Source organism: Microbacterium sp. p3-SID336, from assembly GCF_025143365.1.
Lineage (GTDB): Bacteria > Actinomycetota > Actinomycetes > Actinomycetales > Microbacteriaceae > Microbacterium.
The window spans coordinates 1-5,082 of sequence record NZ_JALXPE010000106.1 but is presented as its reverse complement, the minus strand read 5'-3'; the positions used below and the strand labels follow the sequence as shown (position 1 = coordinate 5,082).

Sequence of the window (5,082 nt, the reverse complement as noted above, 5' to 3'; positions counted from 1 at the left end):
GCGCCGGGGCGGGGCGTCGTGCGTCCGGCTTCGCGGGTCAGGCGGGGTCGAGACGGCGCCGGGGCGGGGCGTCGTGCGTCCGGTGTCGCGGGTCAGGCGGGGTCGAGACGGCGCTGGGGCGGGGGCGTCGTGCGTCCGGCGTCGCGGGTCAGGCGGGGTCGACGGTGATGCCGAGCAGCTCGAAGGGGTGCGTCAGGCGCCACCACGGGCTCGGGCCGTCGACGTCTTCGCGGAGCACGAGGGGCGTCTCGTCGGTGTCGAGCGGTCCGGTCGTCGTCAGGGTGCCCACGGTGTCGTCGGACTCCCGCTTCTCGCCCAGATCGAAGACGGCTGAGGCGGACGCGGCCGTGCCGTTCCACAGCACCACCTCGGCGTCCTCGCCCGTCACGACCTCCACGTCCTCGCCCCATGCGGTCGTGACGCGACCGACCACGGTGCCCTCGGGCACAGCCGGCTTCTGCGTCTGCAGCTCCGCCTCGGTCTGGCCGAACAGGGCACGCGTCGCCGCGAGTCGCGCCTCGTCGTCATCCTGGTTGAGCACCGCGGCGAAGAGTCGCACCGTGGAGTCGCCCACCGTGACGTCCTTCGCGGTGAGCAGGTTCCACCCGACGAGCGTTCCGGTCTTGATGCCGACCACACCCGGGTCCGCGAGCATGCCGTTCGTGTTGACCACGGTGCCCGCGCCAGGAAGGTCCACCGATGCGGTGCCGACGATCTCCGCGAACACCGGGTTGCGCATCGCCAGTTCGCCGAGCGCCACCAGCGCCTCCGGAGTGGCGACGTTCCGCTCGTCGAAGCCCGACGGGGTGACCACCGTGATGCCGGTGAGGCCGCGGTCGCGCAGCCAGACCTCCGCCGCCTCGGCGAACGCCGCGTTCGAGCCCCAGATCTCCTGGGACAGCCGGTCGATGTAGTTGTTCGCGGAGCCCAGCAGTGTGCCCTGCAGCAGCTGATACTCGGTCAGCACGCCACCGACCGGGACATCGAGCGCGGACTGGTCGCTGCGACGGTACTCCCAGTACCGCGCGCTGTCGCTGCGGGTGAAAGTGAACTCCGGCCCCTGTTCGCCCAGCGCCAGCGGCATCCGGTCGAGCACCATCAGGCTGCTGACCACCTTGGTGATGCTCGCGATGCTGACCGCGTCGGGCATCGAGGCCGTCGTGCTGACCCCGCCGATGCCGACCGCGGCGGCTCCTTGCGCGGGCCACGTCAGCTCGGCCGCCGTGGCGGGCACGGTGTCGAACTCGACGGCCTGCACCGTCGGCGGCACCTCGTGCAGCGGCCACAGCAGTGTGGTGCCGGAGTACGTCGCCACCAGGCCGGCGAGCACGCCGAGGGGGACGAGCAGGCCGGGGCGAGCGATCGCCGGGCGCAGTCGCGCGCCACGCATCAACGCGGCAGCCGACTCCGGCTCCGGCTCCGCGTCGAGGGAGGCCGTCGGCGCGTGGGCGGCGACCGAGGCGGGGTCCACCCACGTCAGCGCGGTGGCCGGTGTGCTGTCGTCGGCCCACTGCGCCTCGCTCGCCGCTGCGAGGAGCTCGGCGGCAGCGTCCGGCTCCTCCGTCGCGCGGCGTGCGCGGCTGCGCGGTTCGAACGGCGGCTTCGTCAGCGGCGGCGTTGCGGCGGCGGGTGCGGCGGTGGGCGCGGCGGTGGCGGGTGCGGCGGTGGGTGCGGTGGCGGTTGCGGTGGCGCTCGTGGCAGCGGGCGCCGTGGTCGCGGTCGTGGTACCGGAGGTGGCGGGCGCGGAGGCGGCGGTGCTGGTACCGGAGGCGGCGGTGACGACGCCGCCAGCGGTAGCGGGGACCGCGGTGGTACCGGAGGTAGTGGTCCCGGTGGTCCCGCTGGTCGCGGTGCCTCCGATGGCGGGTGCGGCGGTGGGCGCGGCGACGGTGGTGGGAGCGGCGGTCGTGGCGGAGTCCGCGGCGGGGGCGCTCGGTGTGGTCGCGGGGCGGGTGGTGGCGAAGAGGGCTTCCAGACCGGAGGTGGAGACGCGGGTCGCCGGGGTGGCCGTCGCGGCGGGCGGAGCGTCACCGGCGAAGAGAGCGTCCGCGCTGTGCGTCACCGGCACCCGCGCCGAGGCGTGTTCGGGGAGCATCGGGCTGTCGTCTGGTCCGTTGGGGGCAGCGGACGGAGCGGAGCCGTCGCCGACGATGCCCGTCGCCTCGTCGGCGGGATCGGATGCGGTCACCCGCTTACGGTACCGAATCCTGCGGGGAATCCGCCGCGAGCGGGCGCGGACCCGCGGGGCGCCGAGGCGATAGGATCGACAGCACAACCACGGGAGTCCGGCGAGCCGGGCTGAGAGGGAGCGAATCGCGCTTCGACCGTCGAACCTGATCTGGGTCATGCCAGCGCAGGGAGGAGTTCACATGAGTACGTCCACGTCCGCATCCACCACCGCGACGACGCCCGGTTCGTCCCCGTCCCGCAGCTACCTGCGCTGGCGCATCGTCGACATCGTCGTGGCCAGCGTGATCGGTGTCGCCGCCGGCCTGATCTTCCTGGCGTGGAACGTCGGCTACCTCGGCCCGAAGGCGCTGCTCGAGCCGCTGCTTCCCGGCTTGCAGGGACTGCTCGACGGTCCCTGGCTGTTCGCCGGCGTGCTCGGCGGACTGATCATCCGCAAGGCCGGGGCTGCGATCTACGTCGAACTGCTCGCGGCGGTCGTCTCGGCGCTGATCGGCAATCAGTGGGGTGGCTTCCTCACGCTCGAGGCCGGTCTGGTGCAGGGTCTTGGAGCCGAGCTGATCTTCCTGCTCTTCTTCTACCGTCGCTGGTCGCTTCCCGTCGCCATCCTGGCCGGAGCGGGCGCCGCTCTCGCCGGGGGCATCAACAACCTCATCCTCTGGTACGCCGGCTCCGGCCCGACGTTCACGATCATCTACCTGATCAGCACGGTCGTCTCCGGCGCCGTCATCGCCGGAGCCCTGTCGTGGGTGCTGGCGCGCGGGATCGCCGCGACCGGTGCGCTCGACCGCTTCGGCTCCGGGCGCGAGGCGCGCGTCCGCGTCTGATGCCGGAGCAGCCGGCCGCCCCCGCCGCCGTCGAGGCGCGCGGCTGGGGGTGGCGTCACGCGAGTCGGCTCGCCTGGGCCCTGCAGGACGTGACCTTCCGGATCGAGCCGGGGGAGCGTGTCCTCATCCTCGGCGCGTCCGGCGCCGGCAAGTCCACGCTGCTGCACGGGCTCGCCGGGGTGCTCGGCGGCGAGGAGGAGGGCGAGAGTCGCGGCGAGCTCCTGGTGGACGACGGGCCCGCGGTCGCCACGAGGGGACGCGCGGGGCTCGTGCTGCAGGATCCGGACTCCCAGGTGATCCTGGCGCGGGTCGGCGACGACGTGGCCTTCGGGTGCGAGAACCTCGGAGTGCCGCGGTCGGAGATCTGGCCGCGCGTCATCAGCGCCCTGCAGGCCGTGGGGCTGGAGGTCCCGCTCGACCACCCGACGAAGGCGCTTTCCGGCGGGCAGAAGCAGCGGCTCGCGCTGGCCGGGCTCCTCGCGATGCGCCCGGGACTGCTGCTGCTCGACGAGCCGACCGCCAACCTCGATCCGGACGGCGTGGTCGAGGTGCGCGACGCCGTGCAGCGCCTGCTGGATGCGCGGCCCTCGACGCTGGTCGTGGTCGAGCATCGCCTCGACGTGTGGCTCCCGCTCATCACCCGCGTGATCGTGCTCGGGGCCGGAGGTGTCATCGCGGACGGGCCGCCCGCCGAGGTGCTGGTGACGCAGGGCCCTCGTCTCGCCGCCGACGGGGTGTGGGTCCCCGGGCACCCGCCCGCCCTCCCGCCGGCACCCTCCACGGTGCGGGGTGAGGTGCTGCTCTCCGCGCGCGGACTGGCGGTCGCCCGGGTGAAGGGCCGTCCGGTCGCGAGCGGCATCGACCTGGACGTGCATGCGGGGGAGGCGCTGGCCCTCACGGGGCCGAACGGGGCAGGGAAGTCCACGCTCGGGCTCACACTGGCCGGATTGCTGCCGCCCGCCCGGGGGCAGGTCACCGCAGCGCCCGTGCTGGCCGCCGGGGCGGGCACCGCGCCGATCCGCTGGGCCTCCCGCGACCTGCTCACGCGCATCGGGATGGTGTTCCAGGAGCCGGAGCATCAGCTGCTCGCGAAGACGGTGCGCGACGAGCTCGCGGTCGGTCCGCGCGCGCTGGGGGTGCCCGAGGAGGAGATCGCCGCCCGGACGGAGGAGCTCCTCGCGCGTCTGCGCCTGGACCGCCTGGCCGCGGCGAACCCCTACACGCTGTCCGGTGGGGAGAAGCGCCGGCTCACGGTCGCGGCGGCGATCGCCACCCGGCCCCGCGTGCTGGTGCTCGACGAGCCGACATTCGGGCAGGACGCCCGCACCTGGTCCGAGCTGGTGGCGATGCTCGCGGCGCTGCGCGACGAGGGCTCTGCGATCGTCACGATCACGCACGACCTCGATGTGGCCTCGGCGCTGCACGCGCGGCGCTTCGCGCTCGGGGGTGCCCGATGATGCTGAGGGACTCCCGGGCCCGCACGGGCGTCGTCGCCGGCATCAACCCGGTGGCCAAGCTCGGGGTGAGCGCCCTCATCGCGGTGCCGCTGATCCTCACGCTCGACCCGGTCTCGGCCGCGGTCGCCCTGGTCCTGGAGTTCGTGCTGTTCCTGTTCGCGGGCATCGGGTGGCGTGAGTTCTGGGTGCGCACCTGGCCGGTGTGGCTCGCAGCACCCCTGACCGGGTTGACGATCGCGCTCTACGGCGAGACGAGCGGTACGGTGTACGTCGACTGGTTCGTGCTGCGGATCAGCGAGGGCTCGCTGGCACTCGCTCTCGCGACGATGCTGCGGGTGCTGGCGATCGCGCTGCCCTCGGTCGTGTTGTTCATCACGGTCGACCCGACGGATCTCGCCGACGGGCTCGGGCAGATCCTGCGCCTTCCCGCGCGGTTCGTGCTCGGCGCCCTCGCAGGCCTTCGCATGGTGGGACTGTTCCTCGATGACTGGCGCGCCCTGGAGCTGGCGCGACGGGCCAGGGGTGTCGCCGACCGGGGCAGACTGCGGCGCTTCCTCGGCATGGCGTTCGCGCTGCTCGTGCTGTCGATCCGGCGCGGCGCGAAGCTCGCG

Annotated in this window: 4 protein-coding genes and 1 riboswitch; of the genes, 3 read left to right on the top strand and 1 reads right to left on the bottom strand. The window is 73.6% G+C overall.

The features are described 5' to 3' along the window. Positions 1 to 148: 148 nt before the first annotated feature. Entirely contained in the window at positions 149 to 2,188 is a 2,040-nt protein-coding gene (locus tag M3C17_RS18725; RefSeq protein ID WP_259979559.1) for a D-alanyl-D-alanine carboxypeptidase family protein, read from the bottom strand. A 79-nt stretch (positions 2,189 to 2,267) separates the two neighbouring features. Continuing rightward, a riboswitch (TPP riboswitch) is annotated at positions 2,268 to 2,377 on the top strand. On the opposite strand from M3C17_RS18725, the gene M3C17_RS18720 reads away from it, so the two are divergent. From M3C17_RS18720 to M3C17_RS18710, 3 genes are all read left to right on the top strand, one after another. After that, positions 2,370 to 3,014 (top strand): ECF transporter S component, encoded by a 645-nt coding sequence (locus M3C17_RS18720; RefSeq protein ID WP_259979558.1) that lies wholly within the window; start codon positions 2,370 to 2,372, stop codon positions 3,012 to 3,014. It overlaps the preceding riboswitch by 8 nt. Beyond that, positions 3,014 to 4,471 carry an ABC transporter ATP-binding protein gene (locus tag M3C17_RS18715; RefSeq protein WP_259979557.1) on the top strand — a complete coding sequence of 486 codons (1,458 nt, stop codon included), beginning with the start codon at positions 3,014 to 3,016 and terminating at the stop codon, positions 4,469 to 4,471. Before M3C17_RS18720 ends, M3C17_RS18715 begins: the two co-directional genes overlap by 1 nt. After that, a partial coding sequence (locus tag M3C17_RS18710) for an energy-coupling factor transporter transmembrane protein EcfT (protein ID WP_259979556.1) occupies positions 4,468 to 5,082 on the top strand: 615 nt, incomplete at its 3' end. The genes M3C17_RS18715 and M3C17_RS18710, both read left to right, overlap by 4 nt.